At 53.2% G+C, this 25,555-nt stretch carries 20 protein-coding genes; 8 read left to right on the forward strand and 12 right to left on the reverse strand.

Annotation, left to right across the window (positions count from 1 at the left end):
• Window positions 1-218: 218 nt before the first annotated feature.
• The 3 genes from D4L85_RS33620 (at window position 219) to D4L85_RS33630 (ending at window position 4,496) form a co-directional block, all read left to right on the forward strand.
• Complete coding sequence (locus D4L85_RS33620; protein WP_160144185.1) at window positions 219-602, forward strand: DUF2541 family protein; 384 nt, start codon at window positions 219-221, stop codon at window positions 600-602.
• A 141-nt stretch (window positions 603-743) separates the two neighbouring features.
• Window positions 744-2,393, forward strand: coding sequence for an N-acyl-D-amino-acid deacylase family protein (locus tag D4L85_RS33625; RefSeq protein ID WP_119758476.1), 1,650 nt, complete (start codon window positions 744-746; stop codon window positions 2,391-2,393).
• Window positions 2,394-2,498: 105 nt separating this feature from the next.
• Window positions 2,499-4,496 (forward strand): OmpA family protein, encoded by a 1,998-nt coding sequence (locus D4L85_RS33630; RefSeq protein ID WP_228450717.1) that lies wholly within the window; start codon window positions 2,499-2,501, stop codon window positions 4,494-4,496.
• Window positions 4,497-4,522: 26 nt separating this feature from the next.
• Here D4L85_RS33630 and D4L85_RS33635 read toward each other — a convergent pair whose 3' ends face one another.
• From D4L85_RS33635 to D4L85_RS33665, 7 genes are all read right to left on the reverse strand, one after another.
• Window positions 4,523-4,927, reverse strand: coding sequence for a response regulator (locus D4L85_RS33635; protein ID WP_119758477.1), 405 nt, complete (start codon window positions 4,925-4,927; stop codon window positions 4,523-4,525).
• Window positions 4,928-5,109: 182 nt separating this feature from the next.
• Window positions 5,110-7,464, reverse strand: coding sequence for a TonB-dependent receptor (locus D4L85_RS33640; RefSeq protein ID WP_119758478.1), 2,355 nt, complete (start codon window positions 7,462-7,464; stop codon window positions 5,110-5,112).
• 153 nt (window positions 7,465-7,617) lie between these two features.
• Window positions 7,618-9,618, reverse strand: a complete 2,001-nt coding sequence (locus tag D4L85_RS33645; protein WP_119758479.1) for an ATP-binding protein — start codon at window positions 9,616-9,618, stop codon at window positions 7,618-7,620.
• A gap of 172 nt (window positions 9,619-9,790) precedes the next feature.
• Window positions 9,791-10,906: a glycoside hydrolase family 43 protein gene (locus D4L85_RS33650; RefSeq protein WP_119758480.1), complete on the reverse strand. Its 1,116-nt coding sequence runs from the start codon at window positions 10,904-10,906 to the stop codon at window positions 9,791-9,793.
• Window positions 10,907-11,005: 99 nt separating this feature from the next.
• Window positions 11,006-11,374 carry a DoxX family protein gene (locus D4L85_RS33655; protein WP_119758481.1) on the reverse strand — a complete coding sequence of 123 codons (369 nt, stop codon included), beginning with the start codon at window positions 11,372-11,374 and terminating at the stop codon, window positions 11,006-11,008.
• A gap of 94 nt (window positions 11,375-11,468) precedes the next feature.
• Complete coding sequence (locus tag D4L85_RS33660) at window positions 11,469-12,743, reverse strand: sensor histidine kinase (protein ID WP_119758482.1); 1,275 nt, start codon at window positions 12,741-12,743, stop codon at window positions 11,469-11,471.
• Window positions 12,740-13,417 carry a response regulator transcription factor gene (locus tag D4L85_RS33665; RefSeq protein ID WP_073137281.1) on the reverse strand — a complete coding sequence of 226 codons (678 nt, stop codon included), beginning with the start codon at window positions 13,415-13,417 and terminating at the stop codon, window positions 12,740-12,742. Before D4L85_RS33665 ends, D4L85_RS33660 begins: the two co-directional genes overlap by 4 nt.
• Before the next feature lie 208 nt (window positions 13,418-13,625).
• Between D4L85_RS33665 and D4L85_RS33670 the strand changes: the two genes are divergently transcribed.
• From D4L85_RS33670 to D4L85_RS33685, 4 genes are all read left to right on the forward strand, one after another.
• Window positions 13,626-15,023 carry a TolC family protein gene (locus D4L85_RS33670; protein WP_119758483.1) on the forward strand — a complete coding sequence of 466 codons (1,398 nt, stop codon included), beginning with the start codon at window positions 13,626-13,628 and terminating at the stop codon, window positions 15,021-15,023.
• Between the two features lie 51 nt (window positions 15,024-15,074).
• Window positions 15,075-18,293, forward strand: coding sequence for an efflux RND transporter permease subunit (locus D4L85_RS33675; RefSeq protein WP_119758484.1), 3,219 nt, complete (start codon window positions 15,075-15,077; stop codon window positions 18,291-18,293).
• A 5-nt stretch (window positions 18,294-18,298) separates the two neighbouring features.
• Entirely contained in the window at window positions 18,299-19,450 is a 1,152-nt protein-coding gene (locus D4L85_RS33680; RefSeq protein ID WP_228450718.1) for an efflux RND transporter periplasmic adaptor subunit, read from the forward strand.
• 126 nt (window positions 19,451-19,576) lie between these two features.
• Window positions 19,577-20,356, forward strand: coding sequence for a DUF2490 domain-containing protein (locus D4L85_RS33685; RefSeq protein WP_119758485.1), 780 nt, complete (start codon window positions 19,577-19,579; stop codon window positions 20,354-20,356).
• A 4-nt stretch (window positions 20,357-20,360) separates the two neighbouring features.
• Here the strand turns inward: D4L85_RS33685 and D4L85_RS33690 are convergent, their stop codons facing one another.
• Entirely contained in the window at window positions 20,361-20,957 is a 597-nt protein-coding gene (locus D4L85_RS33690) for a JAB domain-containing protein (protein WP_119758486.1), read from the reverse strand.
• Window positions 20,958-21,110: 153 nt separating this feature from the next.
• Here D4L85_RS33690 and D4L85_RS33695 point away from each other — a divergent pair, with 153 nt between their 5' ends.
• Window positions 21,111-22,961, forward strand: a complete 1,851-nt coding sequence (locus D4L85_RS33695) for a DUF3857 domain-containing protein (protein ID WP_119758487.1) — start codon at window positions 21,111-21,113, stop codon at window positions 22,959-22,961.
• Window positions 22,962-22,970: 9 nt separating this feature from the next.
• On the opposite strand, the gene D4L85_RS33700 is transcribed toward D4L85_RS33695, so the two are convergent.
• From D4L85_RS33700 to D4L85_RS33715, 4 genes are read right to left on the reverse strand one after another with little or no spacing between them, the layout of a single operon-like run.
• Window positions 22,971-23,765 (reverse strand): SDR family NAD(P)-dependent oxidoreductase, encoded by a 795-nt coding sequence (locus D4L85_RS33700; RefSeq protein ID WP_119758488.1) that lies wholly within the window; start codon window positions 23,763-23,765, stop codon window positions 22,971-22,973.
• Window positions 23,766-23,815: 50 nt separating this feature from the next.
• Window positions 23,816-24,346, reverse strand: coding sequence for an RBBP9/YdeN family alpha/beta hydrolase (locus tag D4L85_RS33705; protein WP_119758489.1), 531 nt, complete (start codon window positions 24,344-24,346; stop codon window positions 23,816-23,818).
• Window positions 24,347-24,742, reverse strand: a complete 396-nt coding sequence (locus D4L85_RS33710; RefSeq protein ID WP_119758490.1) for an ExbD/TolR family protein — start codon at window positions 24,740-24,742, stop codon at window positions 24,347-24,349. It lies immediately after the preceding gene.
• Window positions 24,739-25,428, reverse strand: coding sequence for a MotA/TolQ/ExbB proton channel family protein (locus D4L85_RS33715; RefSeq protein ID WP_119758491.1), 690 nt, complete (start codon window positions 25,426-25,428; stop codon window positions 24,739-24,741). Before D4L85_RS33715 ends, D4L85_RS33710 begins: the two co-directional genes overlap by 4 nt.
• Window positions 25,429-25,555 lie beyond the last annotated feature (127 nt).

The raw sequence follows: 25,555 nt of genomic DNA on the forward strand, positions 1-25,555 counted from the left end.
AACGGCAACAGCACTTTTTTACCTATGGGGACAGTTGTTTTTCACCTCAAAATCCTTCGCCGAACAAAAATTATTTTGATATCTTTGATAAGCATCCTTCGCGATGAGCCGATGGTTTTCACGCCGGGACTGTTCCAGTGAATCAATCTGTCAACATCAAATTTTCTCCCCCCTATTCAATATCCTTAACCTAAACCAAAAAACACATGAATCGTCTCATGCTAAAATCTCTCGTGTTGTTTCTTTTCGTCACCGTGATCTGTACGGCCTTTGCCCAGGATCCGTGGGTTAACCTCGGCTCCAAAAAAGTGAACTTTGGACTTGACCGCGACGTGATCCACGTCAGCTATCGCGACAATGCGCTCAGCGCCATCAAAATCCTCGTGAACAATGGCGCCCTGAACATGCACAAGTGCACCGTCTATTTTGAAAATGGCGGCCAGCAAGAGGTAGAACTTCGTCACAACTTTGCGAAAGACTCCAACAGCCGCGTGATCGACCTGAAGGGCAACAAGCGCAACATCGACCGGATCGAATTCTGGTACGACACCAAAGATGCCGCCAACCGCAAAGCTGAAGTAGAGGTTTGGGGTAGAAAGTAATCTAAAAAGCAATTCCCTGTTCGCTCCCCTGCGGCCTTCCGCCCAGGAGAGCGAACTGTTTTATACCATCTGGGCTCATACCTTACATCGTCTTTCTTTTCTCCGTAAAGGTGCCTATCATGCCATTCATATTTTTTCATCATGCGGTATTGTTTTGTGTTGGGTGTTGCCCTTTTGATCTTGCTGGCCTGCCGGCCCAAGCCCAAGCAGACCTTTGACGTTATTATCCGGCACGGCACCGTCTACGATGGCTCCGGCGCCGAACCTTTCACCGCCGACATCGCCTTGCAAGCCGACACCATTGCCGCCATCGGCGACCTGGGTGATGCTGCGGGCAAAAAAGAAATCGATGCTACCGGTCTCGCCGTTGCGCCGGGTTTTATCAACATGCTCAGCTGGGCCGATCGCAGCCTGCTGATGGACGGCCACTCCATGAGCGACATCAAACAGGGCGTGACGCTGGAAGTGTTTGGCGAAGGATGGTCGCCCGGCCCTGTGAAGCGAAAGCCTACCAGCAAACCGGTCGATAGTTTGTGGACTACCCTCGGAGGATATTTTAATTATGTTCAGAAGAAAGGGGTGACCCCGAATGTGGCTTCCTTTGTAGGGGCCACGTCGATCCGTATCCACGAATTGGGTCACGACAATCGTCCGCCGACCGCGGAAGAATTGAAACGCATGAAGGCCCTCGTACAACAAGCGATGGAAGACGGCGCCATGGGATTGGGGTCGTCGCTCATCTACGCCCCTGCCGACTATGCCTCCACCGATGAGCTGATCGCCCTCGCACAGGTGGCTTCACAAAATGGCGGTATGTACATCACACACATGCGCAGCGAAAGCGACAACATTCTTTCGGCCATGAACGAAACGTTCCGCATCTCGAAAGAGGCGCACATTGCAGCGGAGATCTATCACCTGAAGATCAACCATGAAAGAAACTGGGGCAAAGTAGAAACGGTCATCGCCAAGCTGGACAGTGCCCGGAATGCCGGTTTGAAAATAACCGCCAACATGTACACCTATACTGCCAGTGCCACCGGTCTCACATCGCGCCTGCCTACGTGGGTGCAGGAGGGCGGCGCGAGTGCCATGCGCAAGCGGTTAAAGAATCCGGTAACGCGCAAGAAGGTGTTGGAGGAAATGCGCCTGGGCATTCCTACAAAAAATTCCGAACCGAAAGACGTGATGATGTTGGGCTTCCGCCTGGACTCGCTCAACAAGCTCTACCGCGGCAAGCGGCTTGACGAAGTGGCCCGCCTCCACGGAAAAGACGCCGACGAAACGGTGATCGACCTGGTGGTGCGCGACAAGTCCACGATCGCCGCCGTGTACTTCCTGATCTCCGAAGCCAATGTGAAACGCATGCTGACGCTGCCGTACGTGAGCTTCGGCTCCGATGCCGCGTCGATGTCAGAAGCCAAGATCTTCGCCGACTGGGGCACACATCCCCGGGCCTATGGGACGTTTGCGCGCTTCCTGGGAAAATATGTTCGTGACGAAAAAGTGGTTTCGTTGCCCGAAGCCATTCGCCGCCTCACCGCCTTGCCGGCGAGCAACCTGAAGCTCAAAAAGAGAGGTAGCCTGAAGGTGGGCTACTATGCCGACCTGGCCCTTTTCGACGCGCGTACCATTGCCGACCACGCCACGTTCGATTCGCCCAAGGAATATGCCACGGGCATGCAACACGTTTTTGTAAACGGCGTGCAGGTGCTCCACCAGGGAGAACACACCGGCGCCTTGCCCGGCCGTGTTGTGCGCGGTCCCGGGTGGAAAGGCAAGCGCGGTTAAGGAAGTTGAACTGACGTTAATTTGGGATGGGCTACTTCCGTTGGGAAGTGAATAGGCTTATCTTTAGTGATCATATTTTTACTTAACCTATAACTATCCATCATCATGGATAAATATTTTCTACTCTTTGCGATCGTTTTGCTGAGCATCGTGGCGCATGCCCAGGACCAAAAGACCCTGGTGGCTACCGGCGATAAATATTATGGGAAGAAGGATTATAAAAATGCCCTGGCCGCGTACCTGGCGGCTCAGGATCTCAATCCCGATGATGCCGCCGTCAATTTCAAGATCGGCCTCACCTACCTGTATTCGGAAACGAAGTCGAAAGCCGCGTCCTACATCAGCAAGGCTTACCGTTTGAACCCGGCGGTGAACCCGGACATCGACTATCACCTGGGCATTGCCTTTCAGAATACCAACGAATTCCAGAAGGCCATCGAGCATTTTGAAAACTTCAAAAAGAAAAAGGCCAACTTGTCGAGCATCGTAGACGAGAAGATCGCCGAGTGTCACATTGCCGACTCCCTTTCACAAAATGAGTTGAACGTGATCATCGAAAACCTGGGCGCTGTGAACACGCCGTACAGTGATTACTCTCCCATCATCTCCGCGGACGGCAACACCCTGATCTTTACTTCGAACCGCACCGACGATCCCGCCAAGGCAAAGGCCAATCAAAATTTCGAAGACATTTTCTTCACCACCAAGCAAGGCAACACCTGGGCCGCCCCCAAGCCGATAAGCCCCAACATCAACATCAAATACAATGATGCCGCGGCATCACTTTCACCCGACGGGAAGACCTTGTTCTTATACTACGAAGAAGGCGAAGGCGACATCTACACCTCCACGCTGACGGGTGACCAATGGTCCAAACCCGAGCCGCTCAACAAGAACATCAACACCGCGATGTTCTGGGAAACCTGCGCCAGCGTGACGGCCGATGGAAAGAAACTTTTCTTTGCCAGCAACCGCCCCGGTGGGATCGGCGAACTGGACCTTTACGTGAGCCAACTCGACGGCAAGGGTGAATGGGGAAAGGCTGTGAACCTTGGCCCCGTGATCAACACCCCCGAAAACGAAGACTCACCCTACATCCACCACGACGGCGTGACGTTGTACTTTTCCTCCGACGGACATCCCCGGCTGGGCAACAGCGACATTTTCGTTACCGAGTTTGTCAACAACAAATGGAAGAAACCCGAGAACATGGGCTACCCGCTGAACTCGTGGGAATATGACGGCTTCTTCACGCTGTCGCCGGATAAGAAAAAAGGATATTTCTCCACGGCCAAGGAAGGCGGCTTGGGGGATGCGGACATTTATTCCATCACATTCCTGGAGCCCAAGTATAAAGTGAAGCCCAAACCCGAAGTGGTGGCGGCTGTGCAGAAGGCTGCCGAAGAAAAAGTAAAAACAGAAATCCCGAAAAGCGAAGAATTTATCGACGCCAGCATCCAGGCCAAGAAGGAGCAGAAGGTGGTGACGTTGTTGAAGGGACGCGTGATCGATGAAAGCAATGCCGCTCCCCTCGGCGCGGTGATCTCGCTCGTGGATAACGCGACCAACAAAGTGATGGCAAAGATCAACGCCAACCCGTTGACGGGTGAATTCGAGCTGATCATTCCACACGGTGGGAACTACGGGGTGGCTACGGAGAAAGCGGGCTACCTGTTCAACTCCATCAACTTTGCGTTGCCGGAATTTGCCGAGTACCAGGAGATCGACACGCACATCATCATGGTGAAGGCAGAGGTCGGATCGAAAGTGGTATTGAAAAACATTTTCTTCGACATTGGCAAGGCTGACCTGAAAACAGAGTCGGTGGCCGAAGTGGAAAATATCCGCGAGCTGCTCATCACCAACCCGAACCTGAAGGTGCAGATCAACGGACACACCGACAACAGTGGTAACGCCGCTAGCAACAAGGCGCTTTCATTGAAACGGGCGTCATCGGTAGTGACCTACCTGGAGGCCCATGGCATTGCCGCCGATCGCGTGACGGCCAAGGGCTACGGTTCTGAACGCCCCATCGTTTCCAACGACGACGAGACCGGCGGTCGCGAGATCAACCGCCGTACGGAAATTGAAATCATCGAGTAAGAAAATGCCTGCGATAACAGCGCAACCTACTTCAAAGCAGTGACCACTTTTTTCAGGACGTCGAGTGTGACGGGCTTTTGGAAATAGGCGCGCACCTCCGGGAAGGTATCGGCGCGGCTGAGGTCTTTGGGGTGGTTGGACGAGCTGATGATGTACATCTCCGGCTGCTTCACCAGCAAGGATTCGATCTTCTTTAATTCTGCGAGAAACTCCCAGCCATCGATTTCGGGCATATAAATGTCCAGCAAAATGACATCGGGCAGGTGTTCCTGTGAATTTTTGTGATGAAGGAGGTAATCGATAGCGCCTTGTGCGCTGTTGTAGATGGTGATGATGTGGGCCAGTTCCCCCAATTCGGCGAGCCGCTTGATATAAAACGACGACATGGGGTCATCGTCAATGATCCAGAGGTTAGCGATTTTGCTCGACATAGCGGGAATCCGGTTTAAACATAACTCGTTTATACATAACTCAATACGACCACATAAATACAAATCATTTTGGCATGGTAACTTGCTGTCGCTATAAAGTTGACACGCGTGTATGAAAATCGCTGGTTTAGGATGGCCGGCCGCTGACCCTCCCCGGGCAAACGGCCGGCCTCTTGTCAACTTTAGAATGTTTTGCGCAGTGTCACGCCATAGTTTCTCGGATCGCCCAGGTGGGTGGCGCCAAAGTCGTAGGCATAGGCAATGTATTTTTGATCGCCGAGGTTTCTTCCCCAGAACATGAGGTCGAACGAGCGGTAAGATGCGCCAGCGCGCGCATTCAACAAGCTGTAGGACGACTGCGATACGGTGTTGCCCAGGTCAAAGTACTGCTTGCCCAACGCCATCCATTCGCCGCGCACCAGAAGTTTCACGTCTCCCGCAGCAACGCTATACTGAACGGCTGCCATCGAAGTATAAGCCGGTGTGAAGATCTGCTTGTTGCCTGTCAGGTCCACTTCGGCTCCGTTGGAGGCCACTTTCAGGTTTGTGTATTTCGCCTGGCTGATACCCAGGTTGTATTCGATCTGCAAGCCTTTCACGGGCATGGTGGCCAGGTGAAGATCAACTCCCTTGCTGGTGAGTGTGCCGGCATTTTTTGTTATCGTGATGGCTTCAGGCAACACCAGTGTGGGCACCTGTGCATCGGTCACGTGAATGTAGAACAACGAAACATTGAGCTGCAAGCGATTGTCGAAAAATACGTTCTTCGTTCCCACCTCCACGTTGTCGCTGTACTCAGGCTTGTAGGAGTACAAGGGCGGCTGCGAAGGATCTGCCCCTAACTGCGTGAGACCGCCCGCGCGGTAGCCACGGCTGTAAGTAGCATACAAAGTATTGAACTCCGACGCGTGATAAGCGACACTTGCCTTAGGCGAAACGGCGTGGAAGTTGGCGGTGGCGCTGGTGTCGGGTTGTGTCACAAACATCGGGTTGGGATCCGGATCGTGCTGGTACTCGCCTTTCACACTTTGCTTCTTGTGCTCATAGTCATAGCGGATGCCCAAGGTCACATCGAGTTTGTCTAGAAAGGTATAGGTGCCTTGTCCGTAGAAAGCGATGCCACTGCCCGTACCGGTGCTGGTGTTGATGGTCGAGAAGTTGGTATCCGGCACGCCCATCAAGCCCGCATCCTCTCCAAAACGGGTGGCTTGCTTCACCGGGCTTTTCTGATGGAACATATAGGTTCCGGCGGTCCACTTAAAATTCGAGGCCGTTGCCGGCGACGAGAACTTGAACTCCTGCGTCCACACTTTCACGTTGTTCCATTTGCTGCCGTAGTTGTTGATGATGGAGACACCGTCGATGGGCGAAAAGTCGCCGTCGATGGGATCTTTGTAGTAGCGATAGTTGGACTGATACGAGGTCTGCGAGGTAAAGTTCAAACCGCGACCGGCGTAGCTCGCCACCAGGGAGCTGTTGAAGATGTTGTCCACCAATTGCGTGACCGCATTCTGGTTGACACGGAATGGATTGGAGAAGGCTTCGTCTTTGCTCGAGGCCAGCGGGAACGTGCCGTTGTTACGGTTCGCGTTGTGTTTCACATTCAATGTGACGGCCCAGGCGCGGGAAGCGTTGTAGCGCAGGTAATAATTTCCGGTGAGGCTGTGTTTCTTATCAAAATCATTCTGGTAAAAATCATTTTTATAGAAACCATTCATGCGATCATAAATGCCCGTAGCGCCCAGGTAAAGTTTGTTCTTCACGAGTGGCGTGCGGAAGCCCACTGCATAACGTTGCTGTCCGTAGTTGCCGATGTTGATCTCGCCAAAACCGCTCGTGACGTTTGTCGGTTTTTTGGTGATGATGTTGATGACACCGCCCATGGCGTTGCGTCCATAGAGCGTGCTCTGCGGTCCGCTTAGCACTTCAATGCGCTCGACGTCGAACAACTGCGCGATGTAGGTGTCCAACCCAAACTGGTTCACCCCGTCGATGTAGGTGGCTACGGCCGGGTCGTATGAGGTGGAGGTAATGCCACGGATGGAGGTCACGTTACGACCGTCGCCGGGATTGGCGGAGTACAGGTTGGGGACGATGGCGGTGATGTCTTTGCTGTTCCACAACCGGTATTGTTCCACCTGGCGCGAGGAGATGGCGTTGACGGTGAAGGGTACCTTCTGGAGGTTCTCTTCTTTTTTATCGGCTGTCACCACCACGGCATCCAGTTCGGTAGCCGATTCCTGGAGTGCGATCGCCAGCGGTTCGGTGCTGCCCTCGCCCACCGTGATGGTGCGCTCCTGGGTGGCGTAGCCGATGGCGGAAACCTGGATCTTATACGTACCGGCCGGTAAACTACCCAAGGCGAACGCGCCATCGGCATCCGTGGAAGCCCCTACGTTTGTGTTGAGGACATACACGGTTACACCCGGTATAGGTTGGTCATTTGCGCCGGTCACTTTGCCCGACAAGGGTGTGTTCTGACCCCAAGCAGCCACGCATGTCATAAAGGGGATCAGTAAAAAAATAATTCTGGTCATGAAGAAAATGAGTTAGAGATCTGAAAAAGAATGCGGAATCGCGCCCGCGAGGGGCTCATAACCGGCAAACCGGGGCGAAATTTATTGAAGATTTTCGACTTTCCAGGAAATACGCGTGAAAACACGGAAGGCAAATGCGCGTTAGGTAGGACGTCAAAAGGCGCCTTCGGGGGGCACGCTGAATGAAAACACGGAGCCTCTCCCCTCTTCACTCTCCACCCAGATCTGGCCACCGTTCTTCTCCACGAATTCCCGGCAAAGGATCAACCCCAGCCCGGTCCCCTTTTCATCGGCCGTTCCCTTGGTAGAGTGCTTGGCTTCGATGCGGAACAGTTTTTTCATCACCTCGGGGCTCATGCCCACGCCGTTGTCGGCTATGGCAATGATCACCCGGCCGTTTTGCCGCCGCAGGCGGGTGGTGATCTGGCCGCCTTCGCCCGTGAACTTGATGGCATTGGAAATGAGGTTGCGCACCACGGTGTTGATGGAATTCTTATGCGCCCGCACCATCCAGGCTCCTTCACCGGCGTTGTTCAAGGTGATCTTTTTCTGTTGCGCCTGGGCCTTCAACAGCGCGCGATTCTCTTCCACCACGGCATTCAGGTCAAACACCTCCGGCTTGAACTCGATGTTGCCCGTTTGCGACCGCGACCATTCTAACAGATTTTCCAACAAGGCAAACAAGTTCTTCACCGACTTGTCGAGGTCTTTCGCCAGCATTTGTATTTCTTCTTTGCTGAGGCTGTCGGTGTGATGCAGCAGCAGGCCCGAGAAAGACGTCAGCGAATTCAAAGGCCCTTTCAGGTCGTGGCTGATGATGGAGAAGAATTTGTCTTTCGTGGCGTTGAGTTCCTGGAGCTTGAGGTTTTGTTCGTTCACCGTGGCATGGGCAGCTTCCAATATCTTGTTGGATCGCCGCTTTACCAAATACAGGTACAGCACGAGTGCGGCTACCACCACCGTTAGCCCGACCAGCAGGAACAAAAAATTCTGCAGTTTCTTTTGGGTCCGTAACTCTTTCTCGCGCTGGAGCCGGAGCGTTTGCAGGTGGCCGATCTGCGATTCCTTTTTTTCGATCTCGTAACGGTTCTGGGTTTCCAACAACTGGTGCTCGTTCTTGTCGTTGTTCATAAACTCCTGGAGCAGTTGCTGCTGGTCTTTGAACTCCCAGGCCTTCTTGTAGTCGCCAAGCTCTTTGAAGGAAGCGCTGAGGTATTCGTAGCTTTTCAAAGTTTGGGATTGATCCTGGACTTCGCGGGCGGCATCCAATGCCAGTTGCAAGTTGGCCACGGCACGGGCATAATTCTTTTGTTGGTAATACAAGGCACCGATGTTGTTGTACGAATCGGCGATCCCCTTTCTATCCTTCAACGCTTGCCGTACCTCCAGCGAAGCCACGTGGTTGGCCAGGGCTTTGTCGTTGTTCTTCATGAGGCGGTAAAGCTCTCCGATGTCGTTCAGCGAAAGCGCTTCACCGGCCTTGTCGCGGACGGAGCGGCTGAGGGCCAGCGCCCGTTTGTGCGTGGCCAGGGCTTCGTCATAGTTTCCTTCTTGTGTTTGCAAGTGCGCGATGTTGAATAGCGCCGCGGCTTCGGTGCGCGGATCATTGATCTCGTCTTTGAACGCCAACACTTCTTCGTAGTTGCGGAGGGCCGCCTCACGTTCACCCTGCACGGCACGGACCTGCCCCAGTTGATTCAGGATCGTCACATGCACGAGCGTGTTGCGCAGCGTACGATTTATCACCAGCGCATTCTCCAGGGACTCTTCGCTTTTGTTGTAGTCGCCGATGTCACTGAACACGCGGGCGATGGCCATGTAGGTGAAGACTTGTTTGCTGTTCAGCGCAAGGGAGTCTTCGATAGCCAGGGCGCGGATGAAGTAGTCCATGGCCTGTTCGCGGTTCTCCGTGCCGGTGAGGTGGAGCATGCCGATCTCCTTCAGCACAGCCGCCTCGGCTGCCTTGTCGTTCTTTGACACGGCGTTCTTCAAGGCTGCTTGTTGTTTGGCGAGGGCTTTGTCTACCGGAGCTTTCTTGCCTTGGAAAAAGCTCTCATACCACACGAGGTCAGGATCTTTTGCCGGTTGGGCCGCCAGGGGCACCGTCAACAGCAGCACATATACGCCCAGAAAAAATTTGAGGCCTTGGTACACGTATAAAGTTTTGTCAAAAATGAGAAAAAACCGAGACCTTATTCACGTGAAGTTGGCCATAATCTTACATCGTGCCTGCTACCGGTACAGCCATATCGCGAAAGCGGCGCAAAAAAAAAATGCTTTCGGTCCCGTGAACCCGAGACGCGAAAGCATTTCAAGACCTTAGACGTTATTCCTCTCTGTAGGCGTTGATGGTTTCGATGGTGCCGTCGGGACGGTATTGGAGGCGCGTCACTTTAACGCTCCGCAGATGTGTTTTTCCTTTCGACAAAATGCTGTCATGGAAGAACAGATACCATTGGCCTTTGTATTCCACGATGGAGTGGTGGTTAGTCCAGCCGACGACCGGTTTGAGGATCACACCTTGGTAGGTGAAGGGTCCGTAGGGACTGTCGCCAATGCCATAGGCGATGAAGTGGGTGTCGCCCGTAGAGTAAGAGAAGTAGTATTTGCCGTTGTACTTGTGCATCCACGAGGCTTCAAAGAAGCGGCGGTCGTGGTCTTTGGCTGGGAGCGGCTTGCCGTCTTTGTCGATGATCTTGATCTCTTTTACGGGCTCGTCGAATTTGAGCATGTCCTTGCTCAGGCGTGCCATGCGCGGACCGATGGCGGGTACGTCGCCTTCCGGTTCTTTGCCCAGCGTATCGTATTTGCCTGTGACCCAACGCTGCAGCTGTCCGCCCCAGATCCCGCCGAAATACATGTAGTGCTTGCCATCGGTGTCTTCAAACACCGCGGGGTCGATGCTGTAGCTTCCGGCGATCGGCTTAGGTTGGGCTGTGAACGGGCCTGCCGGTGATTTGCTGGTGGCCACACCGATGTGGAACACGTCTTCCTTGTCCTTGACCGGAAAATATAAGTAATAGGTGCCTTTGCTGAAGGCGGCATCCGGTGCCCACAATTGGCGGCCGGCCCAGGGAATGTTCTTGATGTCCAGTGCCACGCCATGGTCGGTCACCGGCCCTCCTACGCTATCCATGGACAGGATGTGGTAGTCGCGCATGTCGAAATGATCGCCGTTGTCGTTCTCGGGGATGCCCGCTTCGATGTCGTGTGAGGGGTAGATGTAGATCTTGTTATCAAACACGTGTGCCGAGGGATCGGCCGTGTAGATGTCGGTGACAAGGGGTTCGGCAATGGATTTCGGGAACTGCTCGGTGGAGTCCTTCTTCGGGGCGGTTTCGGCCTCCGTTTTTGTTTCGGCTTTCTTTTGACAAGCTCCTGCTGCGAGCGCTACGATGGCCGCAAAAAGCAGGAGGGGTTTACAAGGGATGTTTTTGGTCATGTCAGGGTTGGGTTAATATTTCGAATCTATTCGTTGAAGGATATAAAGTCAAGACGTTTCGGGATACCGCTCACCCTAAGATACTGTCAAACGATTTTCTTAATCGCGTTGGAAAAGGCCCAGAAAGGGATATTGCAAATAAAGTATCACCAACGAGAGCAACAGGAACGGCAGTTCGATGGCCATGCCTTTTAAATCCCGGTCGTTGAGGTGAAAAGCGATGATCAGTAAGATACCCGCTGCCGTGATATAATTTCCCCAGACGAAAGTTTTGGGATGCAACAGCAGCACGCCGCCGGCGATGGTGGCGATTCCCATCAGGGTGAGCCCGGTCTTGCCGAAATTCCATTTGCTGAACATCGCGACCATTTCCGGTTTTCCCGACAACATGGCCCATCCTTGTTTGATACCCATATACAAAGCGAAGAGTATGAAAATGGCGTTGAGTATTTTCAGAGCGGTAGGCATGGGCTTTTCGTTTTAGGTTTATGAAGGCAACGTCTAAAGATAACGAATCCCGGGAAATGTCGGAATGCCAGCGACAATACGCTGGCCGGTTTGATTATTGACCAGCTGCTGGGCTACTGATGGTCAGTATATGCATCCCTTTATCAAAAGAATACTGAATGACGAGGTGATAGCTTTCGCAGATCTTTTTTACAATGGCCAGCCCCAGTCCCAAAGAGGGTGAGGATTGATTCTGTTTTTTGAAACGCTCGAACAATCGCTCAGGCGACGTGGTGAGGGCGTTACCCGTGTTGCCGACTTGCAGCATGTTGCCGGTGCTGGTGATGTCGATGACGCCCTGCGCGTGATTGTGTTTTACCGCGTTGCTCAGCAAATTGGTGATGAGCACGTCCGCCAATACGGGATGCATCTTTGCGTGGAATGCGCCCGTCTTTGTGAACTGCACCTTTATCGCCTTGTGCGTAAAGATCTCTTCAAACTCTTCCAGCTTGCCCGCCAGGGTCTCCGTGAGGTTGATGGTCTCCCATTCGAAAAAGTGGCCGTGCTCGATCTTGGAGAGCAACAACAGTGCCTGGTGCAATTTGGAAAGTCGCAAGGCCGACTGGTAAATATCCTGGATCCAGCGCATTTGCTCGTCGGAAAAATTCCGCTGCTGGATCAATTCCTCCACGCGGCTGTTGATGAGCGCCAGTGGGGTTTGAATTTCGTGGGATGCATTTTCGGTGAACTCTTTCAGGCTGGTGTAGTCGCGGGCGATCTTATCGGTCACTTTGTTTAAGACGGAGTTCAGCTCGTTGAATTCGAAGATCTCTTCCGGCGTCAGCATGAGCCCCTTGCCCTCGTTGAGGTCGAAAGATTTGGCGCTGGAAAGGGTTCGATAAAAGGGAGCCCAGATCCGCCGCGCGATGCGACGCTGAAACAAAAACAAAACCAGCAAACCTAAGCTGAGGACAGCCATCATAATGCCCGTGATGGATTTCAGCAATGTACGCGATTCGATGAGCGACTTCCGGATGGTCACCTTGTAGGGAGCGTCACCCACCTTGCTGATGAAACTGTATTCGCGGAACGGAACATACTCGCTGTTGTAGCGATTATAGAGCAGGGTATCTTTAAACTCCGTGACCGGCGTCAGCGTTTCGGCCAAAGCTGTGAGCTCGATCTTGTTTTCGACAAAGTAGCAGCTCTCGTCCCACACGCCGTGGGCCTGTACAAAATTTTCAAAATCGCGTCGCTCCACTTTCAATCGCTGCTCCACCTCCTGGTAGATCACATGTTCCACCACGAGGTAGAACGAGGCGCCCACCAGCACATAGATGATGACCGAGAAAACGATGTAGTAGAAATTGGTGCGGTCGAACAGTTTCAATTTTTGCCGAATTTATAGCCGATGCCGTAGATCGAATGAATATAATCCTTACTTCCCTTGTCCGTCAATTTCTTTCGCAGGTTTTTGATGTGGGAATACAACATATCGAACGAATCGGCCGAGTCGATGTTGTCGCCCCAGAGGTGTTCGGCCATGGCGGGTTTGGTGAGGGCCACCTCGATGTTCGACATAAAATACAACAACAGGTCATATTCCTTTTTGGAGAGTGTCACTTCGGTTTCACCCACAAATACTTTGCGCGAAATGTAGTTGACGCGGATCTCCTGAAAGCTGATCTCGTTGCTTCCCCCAAAATGCCTCCGGCGCAAAAGCGACTTTACGCGGGCATTCAATTCCGAAAGATGAAAGGGCTTGGTCAGGTAATCGTCCGAGCCGATGTCGAGGCTTTTGATCTTGTCTTCCAGCGCGTGACGCGCCGAGATGATGATGATGCCCGAAGACGCCTTGATCTTCTTTAACGTTTCCACGATGTCGAACCCGATGCCGTCGGGAAGATTGATGTCGACCACCACGCAATCGTAGGTATAGAGGCTTATTTTTTCCAGGGCAGATTCGTAGTTGAAAACCGTTTCCGTGATGAAACCGTCTTTGGTGAGGTGCGCCGCGATGCTTTCGGCCAGTCCCATTTCGTCTTCTACTACCAGAACTTTCAAGCGGTGTTTTTCTTTCAAAGATACGCCCCCGATTTTGGAGAAATTTAGGAAAAGGCCTCTCTTTTCGGTTTACCCGCATCCATCCAAAACCAAAAACGACCGCATAACAAACCAACGATCCCGATTTTTCCGGGCCCCTCGAATTCCTAAATGTTTCCAGAATCCGGGCCATAGTATTGCCGAATCTTTATAAAACGTGTGGCACGCTATGCAATCAAAATGGTTAACCGTCTTTTCTCTTAGCATCCTGCTCCTGCTCGTTGTGGGGTTGTCTGCTGCTTCGGCACAGCGGGAGAATCTGCGCACGCTGCTGGACCAGAGTGTCCGGCAATATCCGCTGCTCAAAGCACGCGCAGCCGAAGTGAGCAGCGCCAACCAGGATGTAAAAACGAGCACGAGCGAATACATCCCCAGGCTGTCGGTGCAACATCAATATACCTACTCCACCAACAACAGTGTGACGGGTTCGTTCTATCCCAACGGCGGAACGGTGATCTCGCCTTCCGGAGGAATCCGCGCCACCAACATTTATGACGGCACGTTTGGCAGCTTCACCTCGGCCTTGTTGGAATGGAACGTGGTGAACTTCGGCAAAGTAGCCACCAACGTGAAAGCTGCACGCCTCAACGAAGCTTCGGCGCAGGCGGCCTACGACAACGAGATCTTTCAACACCAAATCCGCGTGGCGGATGCTTATCTGCTGTTGCTCATCAGCGAAAAACTCAAGGCCATTCAGCAATCCAACTTGGAGCGCGCCGAAGGCTTTCGCGATGTGGTGAATGCCGGTGTTCATTCCGGACTCCGGCCTGGGGTGGACAGTGCCCTGGCACAAGCCGAATACACCAAAGCCAAACTCCTGTTGCTGGAAAGCGAACGCAACCAGCAAACGCAGGCATATCGTCTCCAGGAGTTGACGGGCGCGCTTACGGACAGCGGATTGATCATCGACAGCTTGAATTTTTATACGGCCTTGCCCGGCGGCGCCAGTCCCGCATTAAATACGCAGTCGAATCCAATCCTGCGCTATTATCAAACGCGCATGCAAGCGACACAGGCCCGCAGCGCGGCCGTCCGCCGTTCGTTCCTTCCCAGCATTTCGCTGGTGGCGGCCGGATGGGCTCGCGGCTCCGGTGTTTCCAACGTCAATGATGCGTATCGCACCGACTTTTCTTCGGGCACAAAGTATCAGGTATACAACTACCTGGTAGGCATCTCCACCCGCTGGACCTTGACGGACTATGTGCCGCTTCGGCACCGCTACAAGAGCGAGCAATTCAAAGCCCGGCGCGATGAAGAATTGTATAACGAACAATCGCTGCGTGTGCAACGTCAGTGGAAGGAGTCGGACATGCAATATCAAGTGGCCCTCGAACAGGCCCGCACGGCACCCGTTCAATTGGACGCTGCACGCCAGGCCTACGACCAGGCCAGCGCGCGCTACACCAGCGGTCTCACCGACCTGCCGACACTCCTGCAGAGTATCGTCACCCTAAACCGGGCCGAAGCCGACGTGGCCATCGCCTACAGCAATGCATGGCGCTCGTGGTTGATGGTGGCTGCCGCCCAGGGCGACATTTCCTTATTCTTAAACTCGGTTCAAAATTAATCGTCGACCGGAAGCCCTCGCTAACGGAAGGTGACACCATAACACACGCTTATGTACAAACTCATTCGTGCTGCCTTGCGAAATCCCATCTCGGTCATGGTGGGCATCATCGCCATCGCTTTCTTCTCCTTCCTTTCCATGCGGAGCATCCCCGTGGATATTTTCCCCGACCTTGACCTACCCACGATCTATGTCGTGCAGCCTTATGGCGGGATGGCGCCCGACCAGATGGATGGATTCATCACCACGCGCTACCAGGATCACTTCCTGTACGTTTCCGGTATCCGCGATGTGGAAGTGAAGACCATCCAGGGGATGTCGCTCATCAAGCTTCAGTTTTATCCCGGCACCGACATGGCGCAAGCGGCGGCGGAGGTGGCGAACAACATTTCGCGGGCGAAGGCCTATATGCCCGAAGGCACGGTGCCTCCCCAAGTGATCCGCTTTGATGCCAGTTCCGTGCCCGTGGGGCAACTGGTGTTCTCCAGTGCTACACGTTCGCTGAATGAAATTCAAGACTTTGCTTCCTCGCGCATTCGCCCCATGTTCTCAAAGATCGAGGGCGTGTCCAGTCCGCCGCCGCTGGGAGGGAACCAGCGCACCATTGTGATCCGGGTCGATCCGCAACGTCTGGCCAGCTACAAGCTCACCCCGGAAGAAGTGATCCGCGCCATCGGCGTGAACAACCAACCTTCACCGGCCGGCAACATCCGCATCGGCAACCAAACGCTCATGACCCCGGTGAACTCGCTCATCGACAAGCCCGCCGACTTTCTGGACATCCCCGTGCGGATCGGCTCCGGCCCCACGGTCTTCATCCGCGACATCGGCACAGTGGAAGATGCCGCCGACATTACCGTTGGATTTGCCCTCGTGCAGGGACGGCGCGCGGTTTACATCCCCGTCGTAAAAAAATCGGACGCCTCCACCCTCTCCGTCGTAAACAACATTCGCGAAGCGTTGCCGGTATTGCAGAACGCCGTTCCCGAAGATGTGAAGATCTCGTATGAGTTCGACCAGTCGTCGTATGTGACCAACTCGCTGAAAAGCCTGGTCACGGAAGGTGCGCTTGGCGCGTTGCTCACGGGATTGATGGTGTTGTTGTTTCTTCGCGACTGGCGGAGTGTGATCATCGTGGTGGTTACGATCCCCATCTCCGTGTTGAGCGCCGTGATCCTGCTGCACCTCGTCGGGCAAACCATCAACATCATGACGTTGAGTGGACTCGCGCTGGCCGTGGGCATCCTGGTCGATCAGGCCACCGTGACCATCGAAAACATACACCAGCACCTGGAGATGAATAAGCCGAAAGCGCAAGCCATCTGGGATGCCTGCAAAGAGATCGCCTTTCCCGAATTGCTTATCCTCCTTTCCATATTGGCCGTATTTGCTCCTGCGTTTGTCATGAGCGGCGTGCCGAAATCCATGTTTCTTCCTTTGTCGCTGGCGGTAGGCTTTGCTATGACGGCGTCGTTTTTGTTGTCGCAAACCTTCGTACCGGTGTTGTCCAATTGGTTGCTGAAAGTACATACCCATTACCCGGAAGAACCCACACTGGCCCTTGATCATGCGGAGTCCGAGAGCATCATCGAAGAAAGCCGTCATCCGCATCCGGTAACGGGGTTCGACAAGTTCAAAGTGAAATACATCCGCACACTGGAAAAGATCATCGAACGCAAAAAATTCTGGACGGCGGTCTACCTGACCGGCTCGTTCGTTTTGATCGCCGGTGCTTTCTTCCTGATCGGCACCGACATTCTACCCAAAGCCAACAGTCACCAATTCCAGCTGCGGCTGCGGGCTTTGGATGGAACGCGGGTGGAACGCACGGAGGAGATCACGCTGAAGGTATTGAACATTATCCAGGAGGAAGTGGGCGCGGAAAATATAGCCATCACGTCAGCCTATGTCGGCAATGTGCCCACCAGCTATGGAACATCCCAGATCTTCGTCTTCAACAGCGGGCCGCACGAGGCGGTGTTGCAGGTGTCGCTATCGGAAGCGTTTCCCGTGCGCATGGATGCTTTGAAAGAGCGGCTTCGCGAAAGCATTGCGCAGAAAATTCCCGGCTTACGCCTTTCGTTCGAGCCCATCGAATTGGTGGACAAGATCATGAGCCAGGGTGCTGCCACTCCCATCGAAGTGAACGTGGCCGCCAAAGATATCCGGGAAGCCGAGAAGTTTGCCTTGAAGATCATGGCCAACATGCAAAAGATCCCCTATCTCCGCGACGTACAGATCGCGCAACCCATGGCCTACCCGATCCTGCGCATCGACATGGATCGCGAACGCGCCGGGCAACTGGGTGTCACGCCCACGCAAGTAGCGCGCTCCCTGGTGGCCGCCACCAGCTCCAGCCGTTTCACCGACAAAAACCTGTGGCTCGACAATGCCAAGGGCCTCGCCTACCAGGTGCAGGTGCAAGTGCCCGAGTATAAAATGAACTCGGTCAATGACATCGCCAACATCCCGCTGCAAAGCGGCAACCTCCACCCAACCCTCAACGATGTGGCGACCTTCTCGGAAGAAATTGCCCCTGGTCAATACGACCGGTCCGGTCCAAACCGGTTGGTGACCATCACGGCCAACATCCACAAAAAAGATCTGGGCTCGGCCAGCAAGGCGGTGAGCAAAGCCATCGACGACGCGGGCCAGGCGCCGCGGGGTATGGCGATCGAATTCAAAGGACAAGTGAAGTTGCTGGCCGAAACGCTCAACAGTTTGCAAGGTGGTCTGGTGGTGGCCATTGTGATCATCTTCCTGTTGCTGGCGGCGAATTTTCAGTCGTTCAAATTATCGCTCGCCATTCTCTCGTCTGTGCCGGCAGTGCTAGCAGGGTCGCTACTGATGTTGTTGCTGTTTGGGGCCACCCTAAACCTGCAGTCGTACATGGGCATGATCATGTCGGTGGGCGTTTCGGTGGCCAATGCCATCCTGATGATCACCAACGCAGAGAACCTGCGGCTGGAAGTGAAAGATGCACGGAAGGCGGGATTGATGGCGGCCGGGAGCCGGATCCGTCCGATCCTGATGACCAGCATCGCCATGATCGCGGGCATGATCCCCATGGCCAGCGGCATGGGCGAAGGCGGCGACCAGGTGGCCCCGTTGGGTCAGGCTGTGATCGGCGGACTGATTGCCTCCACGTTGGCATCGCTCCTCATTCTTCCCGGTGTGTTCACCCTCGTGCAACAAAAAGCATCGCTCGTCTCGGTGTCGCTCGACCCCGAGGACAGTGAAAGTCAATATTTCAACAACAAGGCAAAATGAGCATCATGAATCCTATGAAAATAACACAGCTTCCCCTCGCGCTTGGCATCGTTCTACTGGCCTCGTGCCATTCGGAAAAAAAACAGGAAAACACCACCGCCGTCGTGCCCGAGGTGGAAATAACATCCGTGAAAAGTCTGCAGCCCGCCTTGCAAACGGCGTTGCCGGGCGAACTCAAACCCTGGAACAAAACGCCGATGTTTCCCCGCGTGAAGGGTTATGTAGGTGTCGTGAAGGCAGATAGAGGGACCGTTGTAAAGAAAGGCGACGTGCTCGCCGTGCTGGAAGCACCTGAAATTGTTTCGGCATTGAATCACGCGCAGGCGCAAGTAGCCTCGGCCGAGGCTACGCTGATCGAACAGCGCGCCAAGGTCCGGGCCAGCACACTCACCTACCAACGCATGATGGAGACCAGCCGCACGAAAGGCGCGGTGTCGGCCAACGAAATGGACCAGGCGCTCTCCCGCATGTCGGCCGACAGTGCCCTGACCCGGGCGGCGCAGAGCAACCTGCTCGCGGCGAAGGCACAGCATGCTTCACAAAGCCAACTGGTCAGCTACCTCACCGTGCGCGCGCCGTTCGACGGCACGGTGACGGAACGCAACATCAGTCCTGGCGAACTGGTTGGACCCGAAGGCAACATCAAGCCGATGTTTGTTTTGGAAGACCACTCCAAACTCAGGTTAACGGTGGCGGTGCCCGAAAATCTTTCGAATTCCATTTCCGACAACAGCGCAGTTTCCTTTGTCGTGCAAGCCGACCCACAGAAAGAATACAAAGCACGATTTGCCCGCAGCGCCAACAGCCTGTCGGAAAACAACCGCACCATGATGGCCGAGTTTGATGTGAACAATGCCGATGGCGCCTTGAAGGCTGGCATGTATGCCCAGGTGAAGCTGCCCGTGACACGCAACAAAGCGACCTTGTTTGTGCCCCGCACGGCGCTCATTCAATCCACGGAAGGAGTGTTCGTGATCCGCCTCCAGGAGAATGTGGCCGAATGGCTGGGGGTTCAGAAAGGCAACAGCCTCGATTCGCTGGTGGAGGTTTTCGGTCCGTTGAAGGAAGGCGAGAACATTGTGCTGAAAGCCAGCGAAGAACTGCGAAACGGGCAGGCGGTGACGGTGAAATCCCAAAAATTATCAGCCAAAAAGTAGCGTTTCTAGCTTAAATTCGGGGAAAATCATCAATGTTAAGTTAATGTTAAGAATATGTTAAAAATGTAAAATTACGGTAATTTTAGAGTCGCTTCTTTTGTAGAAACATAACAAAAGTATAGCGTAGTGTTAAGGTTAACTTCACGTTGGATTTGCACCCTGGTGTGGGTTGCGTCCACCTCATTAAGTTTAGCGCAACCCAAAGGTCGCCAGGTAGTTAACCAATCCATCGAATGGTTTTCGTTCACTACCAACCTGAAAGTTTCCAAACGCACGTCGCTCATTCTGGAAGGCCAGTTTCGCCAGGCCCAGAACATGCAGCCCATGCAATACCAGTTTCGCACCGGGGCGGAGATCGGTCTGAACAAGCACTTCTCGATCATACCCCTGGGTTATGTGTACACCTGGAACTTCCAGTACGGCAAGCAACCCGCAGCTTTTCAAAATAACGAGCACCGTTTGTTCGAGCAGGTTACGTATAAACACGCCATCGGCCGGTTCGTCTTCAGCCATCGTGCACGCTTGGAGCAACGCTTCCTGCAAGTGCATTCGAACGATGGTCAAGAAGGAATTGTCAACCACGGGTATGACATGTACATGAACCGGGTGCGCTATCGCTTTCAGGCCATGCTTCCTTTGAATCACGCAAAGATCGAAGCCAAGACTTTCTTTGCGAGCGCCTATGACGAAGCCTTCCTGGACTGGGGCAAGCCCGTTACTTTCCACGAGCCCGACCAAAACCGGCTCTTTGGTGGTTTCGGCTACCAGTTCAAATCGCCGCTCTCGATCCAAGCCGGTTTCCTTTACCACATGCTCATCAAAGCCAACGGCGCTCAACAGGAAAACAACACGGGCATACAGGTGATGGTGACCTACAATATCAACCTGATGAAACCCCAATCGTAACGGCTTAAAGCTTTGCGATCGTCGTTTTTCGAAGACCGGTCATTTCCTTGATCTCATCTACATCATAGCCTCTCGACTTCATCTTTATGGCCAGCGCCAGCATGGTCTCCGTTCCCGACTGAAGCTCTTCCAGTTGTTCCTGGTCGGCCTCGGTCAGCACGGGAAGCTTGGCTCGCTTTAGTCTGGACAGTAATCCTTTCTGTGAAAAGCTGACGAAATCTTTTTCGTTGATGAGGAGATGGTCCACCACTTCGATATTGATCCGCTCCCCGGCCTTGATCAGGAGCGCAGTCATCGTTTTATCGGCTTCGGAAATTTCCATCGTCCCTTCCGGGCGGCTGTTGACGAGGATCATCTTCACGGCCATTTTATAGATAGCCATGCGAAAGATCTCTTTTGGCGCGATGCTCATGCGATTGACAGGGCCCATGCTGATCAATTCGACAAAGAGAACATGGTGCGCGCTGTTCATGCCGATGACCCAGGTATGACCCTTGCTTTTCCGGATGGCATTTTCGCGGAGCAGCAGCGGTTGCAGCACGGCATAGACATCGCGCGAATTCAGAAGTTTGTTCTTTTGGTTGTCGGTGAGGGTTTCCATGAAAGCAATATATGGAAATCGAAGAAGGCTTGGCAAAAATTATAACAGTCCTATCCTGCTAAGGATTATGCAGCTCAAATTTTCTGTCTTTCAGAAATGGTTTTGTCAGGTATTAAAAGCTATTTTAAGGATTCGAAATCCCCCTAGGTTGGCATGAAGTCCATTCTTTTCTCTTTCTCGTTGCTGGCAGCTTTTCCCCTCTTTGCTCAGAACAATCCCACCGAACGCGAGGTGACCGTTGAAGACCTGCAAATGAAAACATTCGCCAAGGACACCAGCGCCGTGGCCGTCATCCTGTTCGATAAGGGTGAGCACATTAAATTGGGCGATCTGTCCTTTAAGCGGCATCGACGAATAAAGATCCTCAAGAAAGACGCTTTCAATTCATGGGGTACGGTCTTCTTGTTGGAGGATGGCACAAACATAAAAAAGATAGAGGGTACAACGTACAACCTGGTGAACGGGCAAATTGTGAAAACAGCATTGGAGGACAATGCCATTTTTCGCGTGCCCTATAGCCGGCGCCGCACAGAAATACGTTTCACCTTCCCCAATCTTCAGGAGGGCTCCATTATTGACTACCGCTATGAAGCCACGGAAAAAACGCGTTGGACTTCCTGGGTATTCCAGTGGCCCATTCCCGTACTGTGGAGTGAATATTCCTTTCATCACGCTACCCTATGGATTCACATCCCGGTGCTGTTGGGCGACATCAAACCTACGGAAACCGAAAGCAAATACGACGGGCACTATCACCGCTGGGTGCTGAAAGATGTTCCGGCACTAAAGGAAGAACCGTTTATGGTCTCCCCTCAGGACCGTCAGGCTAGCATTATGCTTTGGCCCGAGGACGTCACCTGGGGACATGTACACGGGGCATTCCAGGATTACATCGGGCCTATACCTCAAACGAAGGGTGCAAAAGCTCTGAAAGAAAAAGCATTGGCGATTGTGGGAGCGCTGACCGATTCCACGGAAAAGGTAAAGGCGCTGTCAGCTTATGTCAAAGCCCAGGTAAAGTGGAACGAAGTGTCCGATTGTTTGCCGGAAAATCCCCAGGAGGTATTGAAAGAAAAGAAAGGCACCGCCGCGGACATCAACTTCTTATTGGGATGCCTGCTGGAGGCCGCTGGGTTTAAGCCGGTACCCGCTTTTCTAAGTACGCGTGAACACGGGACATTCATAGACAAATACCCGGATGCATCCCAGTTTGACTACCTGGTATATGTGGTCCGCCTGAAAGGTAAAGTTCTTTTCCTCGACGCCACCGAACCCCTGTTGCCATTTGACGTGCTGCCCGAACGTTGTCTGAACGGCAAGGCATTCTACTGCCTTCCCATGGGCTACCTTTGGCTGCCTGTGATCACGCCGGCCAAGGATAAGACGATCGTTACTGCAGAATTCGCACTGACCGGCGACGAGAATCTCCAGGGAAAGTTAACCGTCGACCGGTTCGGTTATGATGCTTTTGCGGCCCGGAGCCAGTACCAACAAATAGAAAAGGACAAGTATTTTGAACACACGGTTCTTCAAAAATCATGGACGGTTACCCAGAAAGCGTTGTTGCAAATGGAGGATGTGAGCGCTGCTGTCCGTGAGCAATATGAACTGTCCATCCCCAATCAGGTGATTGTTTCCGACGACAAGTTGTATATCAACCCCTATGTAGCGCTGCGGGAGGATGCCAATCCGTTTCCGGAAGTCGCTCGCATATACCCGCTTGATTTCCCTTTTCAAAAAGAGAAAATTCTATTGTGTCATATCCTTATACCGGAAGGGTATGAGGTAGAATCGCTTCCCGAAAACAAGAATATCACCTTGCCGAACAATGCCGCTAAATGTTCCTTCAACATCTCGAGGGATGGCAACCGGCTGTCAGTAGTGAGCAATCTCAAGATCAACGAAACGTATTTTCTGCCGAACGAATATATAAGCCTGCGCGAGTTTTATACACGCATCATCGCGAAACAAACTGAACCCATCGTTCTCCGGAAAAAATCCTGACGAACCACATCACACCGCCGACCGTATCAAACCTCCATCCACCCGCACCGCGGCGCCGTTGGTTGCCGACGCTAACGGGCTGACCAGGTATACGATCATGCTGGCCACTTCTTCGACCGAAGCAAAACGCTGCAACAGCGAAGTAGGTCGGGCGTTCTTGAAGAAATCTTTTTCGACTTGTTCGGCCGTGGAATTGCCGGCTTTGGCCAGGTCATTGAGAAACACATTTACGCCGTCGGATTTGGTTGGTCCGGGGAGCACAGCATTTACCGTTACGTCGGTACCCTTGGTGAGTTCGGCCAGTCCGCGGCTCACAGCCAACTGAGCGGTCTTGGTGGTGCCATAGTGGATCATTTCTTCGGGGATGAACACGCCGGACTCGCTCGAGACAAAAATGATGCGGCCCCAATTCTTTTTTAACATCAGCGGAAAATAATGACGCGACAAGCGCACGCCGCTCATGACGTTGACCTCAAAAAAGCGGAACCAATCTTCGTCGGGAATTTCTGCGAAGGGCTTGGGTTCGAAGATGCCCGCATTGTTGACGAGAATGTCTACTTCGGGAAGCTGCCGGATGAGGTTGGCCACATCGGACGCTTTGGAAAAATCGGCGGCGATGCCGCGTACGGTTGTTTTGCCGGTTTGTCGTTTCAATTCCTGCACGGCTTTGTCCACCCCAGCCTGTGAACGGCCGTTGATGATGACGGTGGCGCCTTCTTCTATTAATTTTTTTGCTGTAGCAAATCCGATCCCGGAGGTTGAGCCACTGATGAATGCGGTCTTTTGATTGAGTTGCAGATCCATAGTCTTTTTGAAATATGGATAAACAACCCGCGGCAAAGGGTTATAGTTTCTTAGCGATCGAGTTCTTTCAAAAATTCGAGCCCTTGCTCCCAGGCCCCGAATCCAGCGGCCACGTTGATGTGGCCTGCGTCGCCGATGTTCACCAGTTTGCTGCCCCAGGCCTTGGCAAACTGTTGTGCGCGTTCGAGGCGAACATAGTAATCGTTGGCGCTGGCTACAACGATGGATGGAAACGATAAGGGTTGAAGCGGCACGGGGGTGAAGCCCGACGTTCCGGGAGGATAAGTGTCGGCTTCGGTGTCACTCGGCGCGACCAGCAGCGCACCTTTTATTTTGCGTTTGTATTGATCGCTCCAGAAGGCAATGGCCGCGCAGGCCAAACTGTGGCCGACGAGGATGATGTTGGCGGGATCGTGTTGTGCGATGGCCTTGTCGATGGCGTCGATCCAGTCCGTGCGGTGGGGTGTTTCCCAATCGCGTTGTTCGATGCGGATGAAGTTGAATTGTTTTTCCCAGCGGGTTTGCCAGTGGGCTTCGCCGGAATTGCCAAGACCGGGGAGGATAAAAACCGTAGCCGTCATTTAATTCTTTGCCGTAGCCAATACCATTTTGAATTTGTGCTTCGCGCCGATCTGCATCACGTCTACCAGGTCCTGGACGGACAGTGAATGCGGCATCCGGATCACCACGGTGGGTTCTTCCTTGCCGGCGCACGCCTCCACGAGGCTTTGTTCCAGTTGAGGGCGTGGCACTTCTTTTTTGTTGATATAAAAATGTTTGTCTTCCGTCACCGTCAGCGAGATCTGTTGCTTGCTCAGCGCCTGGCTGGAGTTCGACTTGGGCAACAGCACTTTGATCACGTTGGGGTTGGCCACCGTGGAGATGATGAGGAAAAACAACAGCAGGAAGAACATGATGTCGTTCAACGACGAGGTGGCTACTTCCGCCTGAAAGTGATTGTTCTTTTTTATTTTCATTTCGCCGGACTTAGGATGGAGCGCATGAATTCAAAAACGTCTTTCTGCATCTGGAGCGTATAGCGTGCGATGCGTTGCTGCAGCAAGTGATAAGCCGAATAGGCCAACACCCCGACGATGAGGCCCGAACCGCTGGTGATCATCTTCTCATACAAACCACCCGCGATGATCCCGATGCTGATGTTGTCGGACAGCGAGATGCTGTAGAAGATGTTGATGATCCCCGAAATCGTTCCGATGAAGCCGAGCATGGGCGCCACGCCGGCGATGATGCCGAGGTAGCCCATGTTCTTTTCCATTTCCGCCAGCTCGATGTTGGCGGCCGACTCCATCATCGACTCGATATCTTTCAGGGGCTTGCCCACATAGTCGAGGCCGCTCTTGATGATCGTGCCTGTGGCGGACGAATCCTGTTCGGCAAACGCGCGTGCGGCACTGATGTCGCCCACTTGAAGACGGCGCGCAATCTGGGGGACGAAATCTTTTCTCACCTTGGCGGCCGTGCGCAGATATAAAAAGCGTTCGATAAAAATATAGGTGGCGATAAACCACAGCAGCAGGATGGGGATCATGATAAATCCGCCTTTCATCAGCAAGGTGGCGATCGACAAGCCTTCTGGCGTTTCTTCGGGTGTTACAGTGGGTGTTGTGGTGATCTGAAGTAAAATACCGAGTAGGAGATTCATGTTTTAAAAATTGTGTTTGTAGGCTCTGGTGCTAAACTATTAAAAAATAAGTTTGTGTCTGTTCCGTGTGACAAGGAGCTTGCACAAATTCCGGTCCATACGTTTCCGTCATAAAAAATGTGATGGC

It is taken from the genome of Chryseolinea soli, from assembly GCF_003589925.1.
GTDB lineage: Bacteria > Bacteroidota > Bacteroidia > Cytophagales > Cyclobacteriaceae > Chryseolinea > Chryseolinea soli.

Bases quoted from the DNA above. Each gene is read 5' to 3' on its own strand.
- D4L85_RS33620 (WP_160144185.1), top strand. From the start codon at position 219: ATGCTAAAATCTCTCGTGTTGTTTCTTTTCGTCACCGTGATCTGTACG.
- D4L85_RS33625 (WP_119758476.1), top strand. From the start codon at position 744: ATGCGGTATTGTTTTGTGTTGGGTGTTGCCCTTTTGATCTTGCTGGCC.
- D4L85_RS33630 (WP_228450717.1), top strand. From the start codon at position 2,499: ATGGATAAATATTTTCTACTCTTTGCGATCGTTTTGCTGAGCATCGTG.
- D4L85_RS33635 (WP_119758477.1), bottom strand. From the start codon at position 4,927: ATGTCGAGCAAAATCGCTAACCTCTGGATCATTGACGATGACCCCATG.
- D4L85_RS33640 (WP_119758478.1), bottom strand. From the start codon at position 7,464: ATGACCAGAATTATTTTTTTACTGATCCCCTTTATGACATGCGTGGCT.
- D4L85_RS33650 (WP_119758480.1), bottom strand. From the start codon at position 10,906: ATGACCAAAAACATCCCTTGTAAACCCCTCCTGCTTTTTGCGGCCATC.
- D4L85_RS33655 (WP_119758481.1), bottom strand. From the start codon at position 11,374: ATGCCTACCGCTCTGAAAATACTCAACGCCATTTTCATACTCTTCGCT.
- D4L85_RS33670 (WP_119758483.1), top strand. From the start codon at position 13,626: ATGCAATCAAAATGGTTAACCGTCTTTTCTCTTAGCATCCTGCTCCTG.
- D4L85_RS33675 (WP_119758484.1), top strand. From the start codon at position 15,075: ATGTACAAACTCATTCGTGCTGCCTTGCGAAATCCCATCTCGGTCATG.
- D4L85_RS33680 (WP_228450718.1), top strand. From the start codon at position 18,299: ATGAATCCTATGAAAATAACACAGCTTCCCCTCGCGCTTGGCATCGTT.
- D4L85_RS33690 (WP_119758486.1), bottom strand. From the start codon at position 20,957: ATGGAAACCCTCACCGACAACCAAAAGAACAAACTTCTGAATTCGCGC.
- D4L85_RS33695 (WP_119758487.1), top strand. From the start codon at position 21,111: ATGAAGTCCATTCTTTTCTCTTTCTCGTTGCTGGCAGCTTTTCCCCTC.
- D4L85_RS33700 (WP_119758488.1), bottom strand. From the start codon at position 23,765: ATGGATCTGCAACTCAATCAAAAGACCGCATTCATCAGTGGCTCAACC.
- D4L85_RS33705 (WP_119758489.1), bottom strand. From the start codon at position 24,346: ATGACGGCTACGGTTTTTATCCTCCCCGGTCTTGGCAATTCCGGCGAA.
- D4L85_RS33710 (WP_119758490.1), bottom strand. From the start codon at position 24,742: ATGAAAATAAAAAAGAACAATCACTTTCAGGCGGAAGTAGCCACCTCG.
- D4L85_RS33715 (WP_119758491.1), bottom strand. From the start codon at position 25,428: ATGAATCTCCTACTCGGTATTTTACTTCAGATCACCACAACACCCACT.